Annotated in this window: 12 protein-coding genes; 9 read left to right on the top strand and 3 right to left on the bottom strand. The window is 63.7% G+C overall.

Translation table 11 applies throughout. The features are described from left to right. Positions 1-495 precede the first annotated feature (495 nt). From tcuC to AC1DQR_RS38725, 4 genes are all read left to right on the top strand, one after another. Complete coding sequence (gene tcuC, locus AC1DQR_RS38740; RefSeq protein WP_174424477.1) at positions 496-1,797, top strand: MFS transporter; 1,302 nt, start codon at positions 496-498, stop codon at positions 1,795-1,797. Between the two features lie 296 nt (positions 1,798-2,093). Further along, positions 2,094-2,642, top strand: a complete 549-nt coding sequence (locus AC1DQR_RS38735) for a peroxiredoxin (protein ID WP_043345420.1) — start codon at positions 2,094-2,096, stop codon at positions 2,640-2,642. Positions 2,643-2,783: 141 nt separating this feature from the next. Continuing rightward, positions 2,784-3,305: a carboxymuconolactone decarboxylase family protein gene (locus AC1DQR_RS38730; RefSeq protein WP_006155913.1), complete on the top strand. Its 522-nt coding sequence runs from the start codon at positions 2,784-2,786 to the stop codon at positions 3,303-3,305. A gap of 230 nt (positions 3,306-3,535) precedes the next feature. Next, a complete protein-coding gene (locus AC1DQR_RS38725) occupies positions 3,536-4,117 on the top strand; it encodes a GNAT family N-acetyltransferase (protein WP_416048249.1) in 582 nt (193 codons plus the stop codon). Positions 4,118-4,141: 24 nt separating this feature from the next. Here AC1DQR_RS38725 and ispF read toward each other — a convergent pair whose 3' ends face one another. Together ispF and ispD are read right to left on the bottom strand one after the other, a co-directional pair. Continuing rightward, positions 4,142-4,651 carry a 2-C-methyl-D-erythritol 2,4-cyclodiphosphate synthase gene (gene ispF, locus AC1DQR_RS38720; RefSeq protein ID WP_150987634.1) on the bottom strand — a complete coding sequence of 170 codons (510 nt, stop codon included), beginning with the start codon at positions 4,649-4,651 and terminating at the stop codon, positions 4,142-4,144. 90 nt (positions 4,652-4,741) lie between these two features. Then, a complete protein-coding gene (ispD, locus tag AC1DQR_RS38715) occupies positions 4,742-5,542 on the bottom strand; it encodes a 2-C-methyl-D-erythritol 4-phosphate cytidylyltransferase (RefSeq protein WP_217446730.1) in 801 nt (266 codons plus the stop codon). 265 nt (positions 5,543-5,807) lie between these two features. Between ispD and mfd the strand changes: the two genes are divergently transcribed. From mfd to AC1DQR_RS38695, 4 genes are all read left to right on the top strand, one after another. Beyond that, positions 5,808-9,269 carry a transcription-repair coupling factor gene (mfd, locus tag AC1DQR_RS38710; protein ID WP_477134982.1) on the top strand — a complete coding sequence of 1,154 codons (3,462 nt, stop codon included), beginning with the start codon at positions 5,808-5,810 and terminating at the stop codon, positions 9,267-9,269. Between the two features lie 157 nt (positions 9,270-9,426). Beyond that, the gene (argE, locus tag AC1DQR_RS38705) at positions 9,427-10,632 is read left to right on the top strand and encodes an acetylornithine deacetylase (RefSeq protein WP_477134981.1); all 1,206 of its coding nucleotides are present in this window, start codon (positions 9,427-9,429) and stop codon (positions 10,630-10,632) included. A gap of 88 nt (positions 10,633-10,720) precedes the next feature. Continuing rightward, positions 10,721-12,025 carry an MFS transporter gene (locus AC1DQR_RS38700; RefSeq protein ID WP_477134980.1) on the top strand — a complete coding sequence of 435 codons (1,305 nt, stop codon included), beginning with the start codon at positions 10,721-10,723 and terminating at the stop codon, positions 12,023-12,025. A 60-nt stretch (positions 12,026-12,085) separates the two neighbouring features. Further along, positions 12,086-13,462, top strand: coding sequence for an amidohydrolase (locus tag AC1DQR_RS38695; RefSeq protein ID WP_477134979.1), 1,377 nt, complete (start codon positions 12,086-12,088; stop codon positions 13,460-13,462). Between the two features lie 257 nt (positions 13,463-13,719). On the opposite strand, the gene AC1DQR_RS38690 is transcribed toward AC1DQR_RS38695, so the two are convergent. Continuing rightward, positions 13,720-15,165, bottom strand: coding sequence for an IS1182 family transposase (locus AC1DQR_RS38690; protein ID WP_477134978.1), 1,446 nt, complete (start codon positions 15,163-15,165; stop codon positions 13,720-13,722). Positions 15,166-15,540: 375 nt separating this feature from the next. Here AC1DQR_RS38690 and AC1DQR_RS38685 point away from each other — a divergent pair, with 375 nt between their 5' ends. Then, positions 15,541-16,545, top strand: a complete 1,005-nt coding sequence (locus tag AC1DQR_RS38685) for a hypothetical protein (RefSeq protein ID WP_416048243.1) — start codon at positions 15,541-15,543, stop codon at positions 16,543-16,545. Positions 16,546-17,030: the final 485 nt, after the last annotated feature.

Raw genomic sequence — 17,030 nt, 5'->3', positions numbered from 1 at the left:
TCTGAGCATCGCCCTAAGGCGATGTGAGTTTGGCCCCCGGCCGCTCTTTTTGCCTGTCGACGAGGGGGGGTCGCCCCATCCGGGTCGCKTCTTTGCCTACTTTCTTGGCCGCTGGCGAGACAAGAAAGTAGGTCGCCTCCCCGCAGGGGAGGTGAAACTGCAGTTGAAGTTGACGTTAAGCCGTTGCACATAAAGTTGCACTCACAGCACCCCCAAGTTACCGCAAAATMACACCCCTCCGTACTAACCCTAATCCCCCCATCCTCCTTCATCCCACTGACAGGCTTTCGACAGCGTTTGATATCAAACTGAAAGCCATTTGACAGCGTAATGACAGCCCCCCCGGCGCAAACTTGCCGCCGTTAGCAGCACCCCCAAAGACCAAGCCCAGACAAGGCCATTTCCCGGAAAAAGGGGAAGCCGCCCCCCTCTGGCGCCCGATCAAAATCAAGCCACCGGAACCAACCGGCGGCAACTGCGAGAGACACCAGCAACATGTCAAGCTCCCCCTCCCAGCAACACGGGTTCCGCACCGTGTTCCGCGTTGTCAGCGGCAACTTCCTGGAAATGTACGACTTCATGGTGTACGGCTTCTACGCCGCCGCCATCGCCAAGACGTTCTTCCCCAGCGGCAACGAGTTCGCCTCGCTGATGCTCTCGCTTGCGACCTTCGGCGCGGGCTTCCTGATGCGTCCGCTCGGCGCCATCATCCTGGGCGCGTACATCGATCACCATGGCCGCCGCAAGGGCCTGATCATGACGCTGGTCCTGATGGCGCTCGGCACCCTTCTGATCGCCTGCGTGCCGGGCTATGCGTCGATCGGCGTGGCCGCACCGTTGCTGGTGCTGGCGGGCCGGCTGCTGCAGGGCTTCTCCGCCGGCGTTGAGCTGGGCGGTGTGTCGGTGTACCTGGCGGAAATCGCCAAGCCCGGCAAGAAAGGCTTCTACGTGGCCTGGCAATCAGCCAGCCAGCAGGTGGCAGTGATCTTTGCCGGCCTGCTCGGCGTGGTGCTGCACTCGATGCTGTCGCCTGAGGAAATGGGCGAATGGGGCTGGCGCATTCCGTTCCTGATCGGCTGCCTGATCGTGCCGTTCCTCTTCCTGATCCGCCGCTCGCTGGAAGAAACCGAAGAGTTCAAGACCCGTAAGCATCGCCCCAGCATCAGCGAGATCTATCGCTCGATGATGGAGAACTGGCGCATCATCGTGGCCGGTTGCATGATGGTTGTGATGACAACGGTGTCGTTCTACATGATCACCGCGTACACGCCGACCTTCGGCAAGACCGTGCTCAAGCTCGATGACGTCGACAACCTGATCGTCACCATGTGCGTGGGGCTGTCCAACTTCATCTGGCTGCCGCTGATGGGCGCCTTGTCGGACCGCGTGGGCCGCAAGCCGCTGCTGGTGATCTTCACCATCCTCACATTGCTCACGGCCTATCCGGCGGTGTCCTGGCTGGTGGCGGAGCCGTCGTTCAGCCGCCTGCTGATGGTCGAGCTGTGGCTGTCCTTCCTGTACGGCAGCTACAACGGCGCAATGGTGGTGACCCTGACCGAAGTGATGCCGCCCGCAGTGCGCACGGCGGGCTTCTCGCTGGCGTATAGCCTGGCCACGGCCCTGTTCGGCGGCTTCACGCCGGCCATCTCGACGTACCTGATCCACAGCACCGGCAACAAGGCCGCGCCCGGCCTGTGGCTGATGTTTGCCGCTGCATGCGGGCTGATCGCCACGCTGGTGATTTTCCGCGGCGGACGGCAGCATGCCTATGTCGAGCCCGCGGCCAAGGCTGCCTGAGATTCACGAGGGCGGCCCTGCTGGGGTAGACTCGCAGCTCCGGCAGGGCGGCTGCGAACACTGCGGCTGACATCGCGCGGCAATATGACGGCGCCAACATCACTAATCGGCGCGCGCTTGCCGGATGTGCGGCTCCCCGCGCTTGGCTATCGGGCTCTTTGAGAATATCAATTAGCCTCGCCCTCCGGGGATGACGCATAATCCATGTTCGTTGCGCGGCAGCCTGGTCTTATCCGTTGGGGATGGCAAGGCTTGCGGCGCGAGCGTCTCTCTTCAACCGTATCCAGGAGCAGTCTATGAAGACCGTTGGTGACAAGATCGAAGCCTTCCACGTCGTCGGTGTCAAGCCGGGTTTCAACAACCACGAAGAGAACGGCCAGTCGGCCTTTGAAGACATCACCGAAAAGTCGTTCGAAGGCAAGTGGAAGATCATTTACTTCTACCCGAAGGACTTCACCTTCGTGTGCCCGACCGAAATCGTGGCTTTCGCCAAGCTCAACGGCGACTTCGCCGACCGCGATGCGATCGTGCTGGGCGGCTCGACCGACAACGAATTCGTGAAGCTGGCATGGCGCCGTGAGCACAAGGACCTGAACAAGCTGGACCAATGGCAATTCGCCGACGTGACCGGCTCGCTGATCGACCAGCTGGGCGTGCGTGACCAGGCTGCCGGCGTCGCACTGCGCGCTACCTTCGTCGTCGATCCGGACAATGTCATCCAGCACGTGTCGGTGAACAACCTGAACGTCGGCCGTAACCCGGACGAAGTGCTGCGTATCCTCGACGGCCTGCAAACCGACGAGCTGTGCCCGTGCAACCGCGCTGTTGGCGGTGCCACGCTGTAAGCTGTCGACCAGCTGACATGCTGCACAAACTGCCGGTGAGAGATTGCCGGCGATTTGTGACGATCTGCGCGCCGGGCTTTGGCCCGCGCCTCAAAACCCGCCATGGCGGGTTTTTTGAGACCTTACCGATAGGAGATTTGTATGGAATTCCTTAGCACGATTAAAGGCCTTATTCCTGACTACGCCAAGGATATCCGCCTGAACCTCGACGGCACCATCGCCCGCTCCTCGCTCGAGGGCAACGATGCCGTGGCCGTGGCGCTGGCCGCAGCGTTTGCCGCCAAGAGCCGCGTGATCGTCGATGCGATCCGCAACGCGGGTGTGCTGTCGCCCGAGGAAACCAATGCCGTGCTCACCGCCTCCGCGCTGATGGGCATGAATAACGTCTGGTATCCGTTCGTGGAAATGGCCGACGACCAGGATCTCGCGACGCAACCGGCCGGCCTGCGCATGAATGCATACGCCACGCACGGCGGCGTGGACAAGCGCCGCTTCGAGATGTACGCGCTGGCCGCATCCATCGTCGGCAAATGCCATTTCTGCATCAAGTCGCACTATGCACTGCTCAAGAACGAGCAAGGCATGACCGCGCAGCAACTGCGCGACGTGGGCCGCATTGCCGCCGTGGTCGTGGCGGCAGCCAACGTCATCGCGGCGGAATAAGGCCGTATCGAGGGCTTGCGGGAGGCACGCGCCGTCCCGGCACGGCCCTGCATGGTGCTTCCGGTACGTCCCCGAAAGCCCCGCGGCGCAAGGCCTGCGGGGCTTGCCCAGCATGCCGCGAGCGTCAGCGCAAGCCTGTTGCCAACGCGCCAAGTCGGTAATTCACTGACTGCATTTGTGCACCGAAGGGCCTACAATCCAGCAAGGTCACAGCCTTCGCCCCCCCTGCCATGAGCACCCTTCCTTCGCATACCTCCCCCCGCTTTCACTACCGCCTCGCCACCGTGCAGGACTGGGGTGACATTGCCGCCGTGACCCAGCAAGCCTATGGGCAATATGAGCTGGAGATCATGGAGGACTGCCGCGAGTCCTTCCAGCAAGGCATGAAAGCCGTGTTGGCCGCGTCGACTTCGGAAATGGAGTGGTGGGTGGCGGAAACCGATCACGGCATCAGTGGCGCGGTGTTGTTCTGCCATCCCGGTGCCACGTTGCAGGCGCTGGACGGCAGCACCATCACGCTCGCCTTGCCGGAAGCCCGCCTGCTGGCGGTCAGCCCGCAGGCACGCGGACTGGGGCTTGGCCGCACGTTGATGCAGGTCTGCATCCAGCGCGCGCGCGATATCGGCGCCGGCGCGCTGCTGGTGCGCACCATGCCGGAAATGAAATCCGCCAACCAGTTGTGCCAGCAGATGGGTTTTGTCAAACGCACCGAAGCCGGTGCGCGCTCGGGCCCGATGGCCAGGCTGATCGACTACCTCTACGCGCTCCCGCCCGAAAACGCCGACGCAACCGGAACGGCCGCCAGAAGCTGAGCGCCCGCCGCGCTCAGCCCCGCATCAATCCTGCGGGGAGACGATCGTGCCGCGCCAGATCAGCACCACGGCTTGCGCAACGATACCTTCCTGACGCCCCTCGAAGCCCAGCTTCTCATTGGTCTTGGCCTTGACATTGCAACTGGCGGCGGCCAAGCCCAAGTCCTCCGCCAGGTTCGCCACCATGGCGCCGATATGCGGCGCCAGCTTCGGCGCCTGCGCGATCACGGTCGCATCCACGTTACCGATTTCATAGCCTGCCTCGCGCACGCGCCGCGCGGCCTCGCGCAGCAGGACACGGCTGTCCGCGCCGGCAAAGCGCGGATCGGTGTCGGGAAAGTGGCGGCCAATGTCGCCCAGGCCGGCCGCGCCGAACAGCGCATCGGTGATGGCGTGGAGCAGCGCGTCCGCATCGGAATGGCCCAGCAGGCCGCGGTCGTGGGGAATGTCCACGCCGCCCAGGATGAGCTTGCGGCCCGGCACCAGCGCGTGCACGTCATAGCCTTGGCCGACGCGGATATCGAATGGGGTCATGGGAGCAATTCTCCTTCAGGATCGGAACGGGGGATGGATAGGAATGAATAGGGATCGGTGGGGATGGCTGGTAATGCGCGAGGATGACGGTCAGGGCTTGCCAGCACCCTCGCCCAGCAGCAACTCGGCCAGCGCGAAATCCTCGGGGTAGGTCACTTTGAAATTGCGCAGCGAGCCATTGACCAGGCGCGGATGCAGGCCCAGCCGCTCGATCGCGCTGGCCTCGTCGGTCACCACGGCGCCCGCGGCCAGCGCTTCCTGCAGCGCCTGCCGCAAAACACCCAGGCGGAACATCTGCGGGGTCTGCGCCTGCCACAAGCCCTCGCGCGAGACCGTGGCGCCGATGCGCACCACCGCCGCCGGCTGACCGCCGGGGGGCGCATCGGCGCGCTTGAGCGTATCGGGCACCGGCACCGCCAGGATGCCGCCGATGGCTGCGTCGGGGCCGTCTTCGTCCGCGCCGTCGCCCTCCACCGCGCGCACCAGCGCGTGGATCATGGCGGGCGTCAGGCCCGGGCGGGCCGCATCATGCACCAGCACCCAGTCACGGTCCGTGGCGCCAAGTTGCGCCAGGTGATGCAGGCCAGCCAGCACCGAGGCATGGCGCGTATCGCCGCCCACGAAGGCAGTGTCAAAACGCAGGCCGGCAAACGCCGCCGCGCCGAAGCGGGACTCCAGCGGCATATCGTCGGGCGCCAGCACCAACGCGGTGGCGCTGATGGCATCGCAGGCGGCAAAAGCGGCGAGCGCGTACCAGATCATCGGCCGGCCGGCCACGGTCTGGTATTGCTTGGGCAGGCTGCCGCCCGCGCGGCTGCCGGTACCGGCACAAGGAATGAGGGCAAATCGGCGAGCAGACACGGATAGCGTGAGGGACAAGGTGAGCACCATGCCAAGAGCACGGCGCAAGGCTTCGGGGCCCCCGCCATGGGCAGGGGAGCGGGAAGCGCGGCATTGAAAACGCGGATTCGGAGCGCATTCTATAATACGGCCTTCGCTCGCGGACATGCGGGCGTCGATCAGCGCGAGCGCCCGCCGGGCGCCGCATGCTTCGCCCACTCCCCGCCCGCGATGCCGGCGGGGTGTCGCTGTTGCATCGCCGCGCTCTTTTTGCCCCGCAACGCCTGAAAGCCGTCAACAAGCCAGCCCGTACCCGATGCCTGAAGCCAATCGCCCCGCCCCCTTCGCCAACCTCCCCTTGGTCAAGGCCGGCCAGCGCTATACCGTGTCCGGCCTGCCCGGCTCCGCCGACGCCCCGGCGCTGGCCGCCTACGCCAGCCAGCACCGCGAGCGTGTGCCGATGCTGGCAGTGGTGTGCGCCAACGCGGTCGACGCGCAGCGGCTGGCCGAGGAAATCCCCTGGTTCGCGCCGGGCCTGCGGGTGCGTCTGCTGCCCGACTGGGAAACCTTGCCCTACGACAGCTTCTCACCGCACCAGGATCTGGTCTCGGAGCGGCTCGCCACGCTGCACGACATCCAGGGCGGCCAGTGCGACATCATGCTGGTGCCGGCGCAGACCGCGCTCTACCGGCTGGCGCCGCCCGCCTTCCTGGCGGCCTACACCTTCTTCTTCAAGCAGGGCGAGAAGCTGGACGAAGCCGCGCTCAAGGCGCAGTTCACGCTGGCCGGCTATGAGCATGTCAGCGCCGTGATGCGGCCCGGCGAGTACAGCGTGCGTGGCGGCCTGATCGACCTGTTCCCGATGGGCTCGCCGCTGCCGTACCGGATCGACCTGTTCGGCAACGAGATCGAAACCATCCGCGCCTTCGATCCAGACACGCAGCGCAGCCTGTACCCCGTGAAGGAAGTGCGCTTGCTGCCGGGCCGCGAGTTCCCGCTCGACGACGCCGCGCGCACCGCGTTTCGCGGCCGCTGGCGCGAACTGTTCGAAGGCGACCCGAGCAAGTCGACGATCTACAAGGACATTGGTAATGGCGTGCCGTCGGCCGGCATCGAGTACTACCTGCCGTTGTTCTTTGAAAGCTCGGCCACCGTCTTCGATTACCTGCCCGCCAACAGCCAGCTCGCCTTTGCCGGCGATGTGCCAGACGCCATCCGCCGCTTCTGGGCCGACACCACGCAGCGCTACAACTTCATGCGCCATGACCGCGAGCGGCCGCTGCTGCCGCCCGCCGCGCTGTTCCTGTCGGAAGAGCAGTTCTTCACAAGCGCAAAGCCGCTGGCGCGGCTCGTGCTGCAAGGCACCGCTACCGGCGACACCGTACCGCTGGCTGAGTCGCTGCCCGATGTCTCGGTCAACCGGCGCGCGGAAGATCCGCTAGTCAACCTGGAAGCGTTGCTGCTGAAAAAAGACCGGCGCGTGCTGATGTGCGCGGATTCCGCCGGACGGCGCGAAACGCTGCTGCAACTGTTCGGCGAAAGCGGGCTGCGCCCGCAGCCGATCGATGATTACGCCGCCTTCCTGGCGGGAGATTCGCATTTCTCCATCGTGGTGGCGCCGCTGCAAAGCGGCTTTGCCGTGCCCGGGGCGCAAGGCATCGAGCCGCTGGCCTTTGTCACCGAGGCCGAGCTGTATGCCGGCACCGCGCGCCGCACGGGCCGGCGCAAGCAGGAACAGGCCAGCGCCGTCGACTCGATGGTGCGCGACCTGGCCGAGCTCAAGATCGGCGATCCGGTCGTGCACAGCGAGCACGGCATTGGCCGCTACCAAGGCCTGGTCTCGCTGGACCTGGGCCAGGGCGAGGAGGAATTCCTGCACCTGGACTACGAGAAAGGCAGCAAGCTGTACGTGCCGGTGCACCAGTTGCATGTGATCTCGCGCTACTCCGGCGCCGATCCGGACACCGCGCCGCTGCACTCGCTGGGCTCCGGCCAATGGGACCGCGCGAAACGCAAAGCCGCGCAGCAGATCCGCGATACAGCCGCCGAGCTGCTCAACCTGTACGCGCGCCGCGCCTTGCGCCAGGGCCATGCCTTCGAGCTGACGCCCAGGGACTACGAGAAGTTTGCAGAGAGCTTCGGCTTCGAGGAAACGCCGGACCAGGCCGCGGCCATCGCCGCGGTGATCGCCGACATGACCTCGGGCAAGCCGATGGACCGGCTGGTGTGCGGCGACGTGGGCTTCGGCAAGACGGAAGTCGCATTGCGCGCCGCCTTCGTCGCGGTCATGGGCGGCAAGCAGGTGGCCATCCTGGCGCCCACCACGCTGCTGGCCGAGCAGCATTTCCAGAATCTATCCGACCGCTTCGCCGAATGGCCGGTGCGCATCGTGGAGCTGTCGCGCTTCAAGACCAAGAAGGAGATCGACGGCGCCATCAAGCAGATCAACGACGGCACCGCCGACATCGTGATCGGCACCCACAAGATGCTGTCGGACGACGTCAAGTTCCAGCGCCTTGGGCTGGTCGTCATCGATGAGGAACACCGCTTTGGCGTGCGCCAGAAGGAAATGCTCAAGACCCTGCGCGCCGAGGTCGACGTGCTCACGCTGACCGCCACGCCGATTCCCCGCACGCTGGGCATGGCGCTCGAAGGCCTGCGCGACTTCTCCGTGATTGCCACCGCGCCGCAAAAGCGCCTGGCCATCAAGACCTTCGTGCGCCGCGAGGAAGACGGCGTGGTGCGCGAGGCCATCCTGCGCGAGCTCAAGCGCGGCGGACAGGTCTACTTCCTGCACAACGAGGTCGACACCATCGAGAACAAGCGCGCCAAGCTCGCCGAGCTGGTGCCGGAAGCGCGCATCGCGGTGGCGCACGGCCAGATGCACGAGCGAGAGCTGGAGCGCGTGATGCGTGACTTCGTGGCACGCCGCGACAACATCCTGCTGTGCACCACCATCATCGAGACCGGCATCGACGTGCCGACCGCCAACACCATCCTGATCCACCGCTCCGACAAATTCGGCCTGGCGCAGCTGCACCAGCTGCGCGGCCGCGTCGGGCGCTCGCACCACCAGGCCTATGCTTACATGCTGGTGCACGATGTCGAAGGCCTGAGCAAGCTGGCGCAGCGCCGGCTCGAAGCCATCCAGCAGATGGAAGAACTGGGCTCGGGCTTCTACCTGGCCATGCACGACCTGGAAATCCGAGGCGCGGGCGAAGTGCTGGGCGACAAGCAATCGGGCGAGATCCACGAGATCGGCTTCCAGCTCTACACCGACATGCTCAACGCCGCCGTCAAGTCGCTCAAGGCCGGCAAGGAACCGGACCTGATGGCGCCGCTGGCCGTGACCACCGAAATCAACCTGGGCACCCCGGCCCTGCTGCCCAGCGACTATTGCACCGATGTGCACGAGCGCCTCTCGCTGTACAAGCGCCTGGCCAATTGCGAAACGGCCGAGCGCGTGGACGACATCCAGGAAGAGCTGATCGACCGCTTCGGCCGCCTGCCGCCGCAGGCGCAAGCGCTGATCGAGACGCACCGCCTGCGCATTGCCGCGGTGCCGCTGGGCGTGCGCAAGATCGACGCCAGCGACGCGGCCATCAGCATGCAGTTCCTGCCCAACCCGCCGATCGACGCCATGAAGATCATCGAGCTGGTGCAGAAGAACCGCCATATCAAGCTGGCAGGACAGGACAAGCTGCGCATCGAGGCCAAGATGCCGGATGTGGCAGTGCGCGCGCAGACCATCAAGCACACCCTGCGCCAACTGGCCTGAATGACCGGAATGGCCTGAATGGCCTGATCATTGCTCCACAGTACCCGTTCGCAGCGCGGCGCCGCCGCGGCGGGCCACGATGGTGCACCGTGCATGGACCGACGAGCCAGCACGGTGTAGCATCATTTACTTAACACGTTACCCAAAGCCAACCGCCATGCAAGCCGATACCCTCAGCAAGCCTGCCGATGCCGCAACCCGCGGCAGCGCGCTCGACTGGACCCAGCGCCTGGTCAGCTACGACACCACCAGCCGCCACTCCAACCTCGGCCTGATCGAAGCCGTGCGCGATCATTTCCTGGCCAAGGGCCTGCGTCCCCATCTGAGCTACAACCCGCAGGGCGACAAGGCCAACCTGTTCGTCACCGTGCCCGCCGCCAACGGCAGCACCGATGGCGGCATCGTGCTGTCGGGCCATACCGACGTGGTGCCGGTGGACGGCCAGAACTGGACCACCGACCCGTTCAAGCCGGTGATCCGCGATGGCCGCCTGTACGGGCGCGGCACCTGCGACATGAAGGGCTTCATCGGCACCAGCCTGGCGCTGCTGCCCACGCTGCTTGAGGCCAGGCTGCGTGAGCCGGTGCACTATGCGCTGTCCTTCGACGAAGAGATCGGCTGCATGGGCGCCCCCTACCTGCTGGCGGAACTGCGCGAACGCGGCGTGACCCCGGGCGGCTGCATCGTCGGCGAGCCCACCAGCATGCGCGTGATCGTGGCGCACAAGGGCATCAACGCCTACCGCTGCTGCGTCAAGGGCCAGGCCGCGCATTCCTCGCTCACGCCCAAGGGCGTCAACGCCATTGAGTACGCCGCCCGCCTGATCTGCCATATCCGCGACATCGCCGACGAGTTCAAGGCCAACGGCCCTTACGACCGCGACTTCGACGTGCCCTTCACCACGGCCCAGACCGGCACCATCCACGGCGGCATCGCGCTCAACACCATTCCGGCGTTGTGCGAGTTCGTGTTCGAATTCCGCAACCTGCCGGGCGTCGATCCGGAAGCCATCTTTGCCCGCATCCAGGGCTACGCCAACGACGTGCTGCTGCCGAAAATGCGCGCCGAGCATGCCGACGCGGGCCTGACCATCAACAAGATCGCCGCCGCGCCCTCGCTCGACGTGGCCGAGCAGGCCGCCATCACGCAACTGGTGCGCGCGCTGACCGCCGACCGCGACGTCAACAAGGTCGCCTACGGCACCGAGGCCGGCCTGTTCCAGCGCGCCGGCATCCCGGCCGTGGTGTGCGGCCCCGGCGATATCGAGCAAGCCCACAAGCCCGACGAGTTCGTCGCGCTGGACCAGCTCGCCGCCTGCGAGGCCTTCCTGCACAAGGTGGTCGACAGCCTGCGCGTGAACTAAGCCGTTTTCTCGTTTTCCGTTGTAGCCGGCCCGCTAAAGCTGCGGGCCGGTGGTTGCGTCATGTCCAAAAAAATAACCCGGAGACACCATGACAGCAGTATCGGCAAGCGGTAGCAGCAACAGCGGCGCGGCAGCATCTGCCGCGCCCGCCTCGCGCCATCCCTGGCGCGCGGTGATTTCAGCCTCGATCGGCAATGCGCTGGAGTGGTTCGACCTGGTCGTCTACGGCTTTTTTGCCGTCACCATCTCCGCGCTGTTCTTTCCCAACCACGATGAAAACACCTCGCTGCTGCTGACGCTGGGCACCTTCGGCGTGTCGTTCTTCATGCGGCCGCTGGGCGCGGTCGTGATCGGCGTCTATGCCGACCGCAAAGGCCGGCGCGCCGCGCTGACGCTCTCCATCCTGCTGATGATGGTGGGCACGCTGATCATCGCGCTACTACCCACCTATGCCGCGATCGGCGTCATGGCGCCCATCGGCATCGTGGCAGCGCGCATGATCCAGGGCTTCTCGGCTGGCGGCGAATTCGGCAGCGCCACCGCCTTCCTGGCCGAGCACGCGCCCAACCGGCGCGGTTTCTACTCCAGCTTCCAGGTCGCCAGCCAAGGCCTGACCACCCTGCTTGCCGCGGGCTTTGGCGCGGTGCTCACCACCACGCTCACGCCCGACCAGATGCAATCCTGGGGCTGGCGTGTGCCCTTCCTCTTTGGCCTGCTGATCGGCCCGGTGGCGTACTACATCCGCCGCCACGTCGACGAAACCCCTGAATTCCTCCAGGCCGAGACCACCGACACGCCGCTGCGCGACACGCTCAGCCACCAGAAGGAGCGCCTGCTGCTGGCCATGGGCGTGGTCATCGTCGCCACGGTGTCGACCTACCTGGTGCTCTACATGCCCACCTACGCGGTCAAGCAGCTCGGCCTGCCGCCCTCGGCGGCGTTTGCCGCCACGCTGGCCACAGGCGTGGTGCAGATGCTGTTCGCCCCGCTGGTCGGGCACTGGTCGGATCGCTATGGCCGCATCCCGCCCATGCGCCTCGCCGCGCTGCTGTTGCTGGTGTCGATCTGGCCGCTGTTCTGGCTGCTCACCCACTATCCCGGCTTCGGTGTGATGCTGGCGGTGCAGGTGGTGCTGGGACTGATGATGACGCTGTACTTCGGCGCGCTGCCCGCGCTGGCGTCGGAGATCTTCCCGGTCAAGACACGCACCACGGGCCTCTCGCTCTCGTACAACATCGCGGTGACGCTGTTCGGCGGGTTCGCGCCCTTCATCCTGACTTGGCTGATCGGAGCCACCGGCAGCAAGCTGGCGCCGAGCTTCTACCTGATGGCCTGCGCGTCGATCAGTCTGGTGGCGCTGGCCCAGACGCGCGCGCGCCTGGGCATCCGCTAGCCGCGCATGCGTTGGTTTCTGCATCCTGATCCATCACGAAAAAATATAAAAGGAGTCTTCATGGCAGCACACCAAGCCCGTTCCCCTGCCGCGCTGCGCGCCGGCGTTTCCGCCCTCGCGCTGGCCGCCGGCCTGCTGTGCCTGGCACCCGCCGCCGCGCAGGCGCAAGCCACCGGCAGCGAGAGCCTGCAGGCGCAGATCGAGACCCGCGCCAAGGCCGTCGAAGCCCAGCTGATCGCCTGGCGCCGCGACATCCACCAGCATCCCGAACTTGGCAACTATGAAGTCCGTACCTCCAAGCTGGTGGCGGACCATCTGCGCAAGCTCGGCATGGAAGTGAAGACCGAGGTCGCCAAGACCGGCGTGGTGGGCGTGCTCAAGGGCGGCAAGCCGGGCCCCGTGGTGGCGCTGCGCGCGGACATGGATGCGCTGCCGGTGAAGGAGCGCGTGGACGTGCCCTTCGCCTCCAAGGCCAAGGGGCAGTACCTGGGCAAGGAAGTTGACGTGATGCACGCCTGCGGGCACGACACCCACGTCGCGATCCTGATGGCCACGGCCGAGGTGCTGGCCGGCATGAAGGACCAGTTGCCCGGCACTGTCAAGTTCATCTTCCAGCCGGCCGAGGAAAGCCCGGCGGATTTCGAGCCCAACGGCAGCAATATGTGGGGCGCCAAGCAGATGGTGGCCGAAGGCGTGCTGGACAATCCCAAGGTGGATGCCATCTTCGGCCTGCACGTGAGCAGCGGCATCGAGTCGGGCAAGCTGGCCTGGCGCAGCGGCCCGTCGATGGCTGCCGCCGACCAGTTCTGGATCGACGTCAAGGGCCGCCAGACCCATGGCGCGCGCCCCTGGGGCGGCATCGACCCGATCGTGGTGGCCTCGCAGATCGTGCTCGGCCTGCAGACCATCCAGAGCCGCCAGGTCAACGCCATGCTGGAGCCTTCGGTGATCACGGTTGGCACCATCCACGGCGGCAACCGCATGAACATCGTGCCGGAGAAAGTGGAAATGATGGGCACGGTGCGCACCTATGACGAAGGCATGAAAAAGGACATCCATGCCCGCATGAAGCGCACCACCGAAGCCATCGCCAGCAGCGCCGGCGCCGAGGCCACCTTCAAGGTCGTGGAGCTTTACAACGCCACCGTCAACCAGCCCGCGCTGACCGACAAGATGGCGCCCACGCTCAAGCGTGTGGCCGGCGATGGCAACTGGATGATCGCGCCCAAGGCCACGGCGTCGGAGGATTTCTCCTTCTATCAGGAGAAGGTGCCGGGGTTGTTCTTCAACCTGGGCGTCACGCCCAAGGGCGTGGACGTGGCCAAGGCAGCATCCAACCACTCGCCGGAGTTCTATGTGGATGAGGCCGCGTTGGTAAATGGGGTCAGGGCGCTAGCTGGTCTGACGGTCGACTACATGACGATGGCGCAGCGATAAGGGGGCTTGCCGGGCAGACGATGATCGGAGGTGATCTCGTCTGTCTGGAGGGCAGTTATGGGACATGACGGCTTCCGGTCGAGGCCGTGTGGAAACGTCTCTCGAATCGCACCAATGCGCGTCCCCTCCGGAGCGGAGCCTGCCTTATCGAATTTTCGGCCAATCCGGTCGTCGGTGGCGTCGAAACAGGTGCGAACAGCGCTCATGGGCCCCTGAGAGCGGTCTTCAACCCCATTTTTTTGGGCGCAAATGGGTGCTTACGCACCCACCAGGCGCATGGCCTTCATTGTTTTCGAGAACCCGAGAATTCGAAGGACGCGCTTCAAGTTGTACGCCAGAACATGCAGGCTCATTTCAGTACCTACATTCGGTAGCGTGCGCGTCAGGACGTGAGTGTAGCCCATCCAATGTTTGAAGGTTCCGAAGACATGCTCGACCGTTCGCCTACGAATCGTCATGGCATCTGGCGTCTTGTCGAGCCGGCGCTGGACGGCCTCCAGCACTTCCTCATGCTCCCATCTTGAGATGCGCCGGTACGGACTCGGCGTGCATTGAGACCGCATCGTGCACTGAGGACAAGCACTACTCCAATAGCGGCGTAGCTGCAGTCCATGCTCTTCTCTGGTGAAGCGGTATATCGCACGTTCGCCGGCGGGACATTCATATTCATCGTCTCGGGCAATGTAGATGAAGTCCGCCCGATCAAATCGACCTCCCGCCTTCGCGCTGGACGTCGTTGGCTTGGGCAAGATGGCAGCAATGCCCGTATCCGCGCACGCCTTGATCTCCTGCGCACTGAAGTAGCCACGATCAGCTATGGCTTTGAGCCTGGTCTTACCCATCGCATCGCGAGCGGCTCGAGCCATCGAGTTGAGTTGCGCCCGATCATTGCCAATATTGGTGACCTCATGAGCTACGATCAGATGGTGCTTGGCATCTACGGCCATCTGTACGTTGTAGCCGACCATTCCAGAGCCCTTGCCACTTGTCGCCATCGAGCGCGCATCAGGATCGGTCATCGAGATCTGACCATCTGGCAGCGTCTTGAGCTCTTCCTTTATCTGGTCAAGGCTATGCATCTGCTGACGCAGTTGCGCAATCTTCTCGCGCAGTCGAGTTGTTTTGAGTTCTATCTCCGCCGGCTGCGTGCGATCGGCAGTCTCCAGCGCGCTCAGATACCGCTGGATGCTCTCTTCGATTTGCTGCTGGCGCTTGTCGACCTTGCCAGCAGTGAAATTGCGGTCCCGAGTATTGACTGCCTTGAACTTGCTACCGTCGATGGCGACCAGGGCCTGCGAGAACAGCTTTAAATCGCGGCACAGAACCACGAAACGACGGCAGACATTGCGAATGCCCGTGCTGTTGTCCCTGCGGAAATCTGCAATCGTCTTGAAGTCCGGCGCCAGTCGACCGGTCAGCCACATCAGCTCTATATTGCGTTGGCATTCACGTTCCAGACGGCGGCTGGACTGGACCCGGTTAAGGTAGCCATAGATGTATATCTTCAACAGGACGGCAGGATGATATGAGGGGCGACCTGTAGTCGAAGGATTGGCACCCTCGAACCCGAGCGACTCGAGATCCAACTCTTCAACAAACGCGTCGATGATCCTGGCGGGGTTATCCTCGGCGATGAAATCATCGAGGCACTCTGGAAGCAGCGTAGCTTGCTTGCGGTCCTCTCCCTCTATGAATCGCTTCATTCGGTCCCCCAATCTGAATGCGTTGATCCAGTCTAGGTGATCGAGACGTTTTCACACACCCTCGGTCGGGAAGAGCCAACTGGCACCCCTCCCCTCGGTCGACCGGAGTCGGCCCAAAGGCAGGCACTCGCGCTCAAAGACAAATGATTGCGTTCCAGCTAGCCGCAAGGCGTGTGTCTCGATGTGCGAGGCGGGCGAACGTCTTGGGTGGGCCGCGGGAATCGAGGTAGCCATTTGCATCTCCCCAGCCCCCCCAATAGTTGGGTTATCGATTTTCCCGGACTTATTGCATAAAGAGCTAGAATTGCGATGCTTTAGATTTCGAGTCAGAAAATCCATCGCACTAGAAATTAACAATAAGATTGAAGGGCAATAATGAAAACGATGAGTAAGTTTTTTGCCAGCCTCCTGCTGGCAGGGTCTCTTGCCGCCTGCGGCGGCGGTGGTGACGACGGTGGTGGCAGCTCGCTGAGCATCAATGCTACGGGCAGCGCTCCACAAGCGACGAGCGTCGGTGCAGGCCAGACCGCGTCCATCAACGTCAAGTCGGGCGACTTCATCAAGCTGCAGGCGACCGAGCCGGTCAAGTGGCAAGCCGTGATTACCAGCACCAAGACGACGGTTACCAACCAGACGCTGACGGACACGGTATGGTCCGGCAACCTGATCAGCCCAGACGGTGACAGCATCGTTCTGACGGCCGCACTCGCCAGCAATCCCAACAAGGTATTTACGCTGAAGCTGGCGGTTGCCGCATCGACGCGTTATTCGGCAATTGCGCCAACGGTCGGCGAGGTAACGACGTTCAAGGAAACCTCGGTAACGATCGGTGGCACCAGCAACGTCAGAAACATTGCATACACGACTTCGGCCGTCAACAACGGCGTGTTCACCATCAATGCCGTGAATCTGGCCGACAACTCGGCTTTCCGCAACTACACGCAAGATGGCGACCGCAATCGTCTGACCCAGACCTACCCGGCGACCAACAACGTCTGCACGTATACACCCAAGCGTGACCTGTACAATTTCCCGCTATATGTGGGCAAGACGTGGAACAGCACGTGGCAATACGCTTGCCTGGTGGGCGGCGTACCCGGTTACCATGAAAACGCCAGCGTGGTGGGCAATGTGGAAGGTATCGAGTCGGTTACGACGGCTGCCGGTACGTTCAATGCACTGCGTATCAGCTATGTGATCTCGTACGCCAACTCGAACGATCCGGCTGGCTTCACGACCTATAACGAAACCATCAAGACATGGTGGTCGACGGAGCTGGGTCGTATTGTGAAGTGGCAAGATACCTATGGCTATCCGACCAGCTTCTCGGATCCGACTTACCTGAGGACTTACACGCAGGAACTGACCAGCGTGAAGTAACAGAGTGAGATGTAAGGAAAATGGCCAGCACGAGCTGGCCATTCAGATTGTTGACAAAGGTCACTCTGGTACAGGGTGGCCTTTGTTCATAATGGCGTGATGCTAAAGACGCCAATGCCTACCAGCACGAGCAACGCTGCGGAGTGTCTGCTTCGGAGCGACCTGACCGGTTGAATCCGCAGTCGTGAAGGGACGACTGGGAGGCGCCGGGCGAGGTTTCTTCCAGGCCAGGAGCAGCCCTTAGAGCTACTCCTTTCAAGGTGACGAAAATTAGGGCACCCTCCGTGTTCTCGAACAGAAACCGGTGTCAATGGCGTGGTACTGGACGCAGTAGTGGAACGCTTTCTCGAACACAGCCCGATCAGCGTGATGGCGCGCCTTGCAACGCGCCCTTGATCCGGCCTGGATCGACGAATTGTTCGAGCAAGAGCGTGAAACGCAGTACACGCGGGAGTTATTGTTCTCGACGACGGTGGAAATCATGT

It is taken from the genome of Cupriavidus sp. 05L411 (genome assembly GCF_056398045.1).
Note: the sequence above shows the minus strand (reverse complement) of the source record. Positions and strands in the feature narration are given on the sequence as shown.